Raw genomic sequence first — 565 nt, forward strand, 5'->3', positions numbered from 1 at the left:
GTCCTGCCGGTCGTCCGGCGCTCCGCACGCGCCGCCGCGGCATGGCTGGCCGTCGTGGGCGCGGTGTGGCTGGCGCTGCTGGCTCTCTCCGCCGACGCGGTCTGGGTCGCCTTCCCCCTGTTCTTCCTCCAGCTCCACCTGCTGTCGCGTCGCGCGGGTCTGGCCGCCGTCGTGCTGACCACCCTCGCGGCGATCGCCGGTTTCTCCGCCCATCAGGGTTCCTTCAGCCTCGGCATGGCGATCGGACCGGCCCTGGGGGCCGCCGTCGCGGCCGCGGTGGTCTGGGGGTACCAGGCCCTGTACCGGGAGAGCGAGCAACGGCGACGCCTCATCGAGGAACTCACGGCCACCCGCGCCGACCTGGCCCGGGCCCAGCACACCGCCGGTGTCCTGGCCGAACGCGAGCGCCTGGCCCGTGAGATCCACGACACCCTCGCCCAGGGGCTCTCCAGCATCCAGCTGTTGCTGCGCGCGGCCGAGCGCGCCCTGCCGTCGGCGCCCGAGAACGCCACCCGCCACATCGACCAGGCCCGCCAGGCCGCGGTCGACAACCTCGCGGAGGCCC

At 74.9% G+C, this 565-nt stretch carries 1 protein-coding gene; it reads left to right on the forward strand.

Features of this window, described 5'->3' with window-relative positions:
- Positions 1 to 565, forward strand: a 565-nt coding sequence (locus GTW43_RS03735) for a histidine kinase dimerization/phosphoacceptor domain-containing protein (RefSeq protein WP_161300172.1), incomplete at both ends; no start/stop codon positions are given.

The organism is Streptomyces sp. SID5785 (assembly GCF_009870065.1).
In the GTDB taxonomy this organism is placed as follows: Bacteria; Actinomycetota; Actinomycetes; order Streptomycetales; family Streptomycetaceae; genus Streptomyces.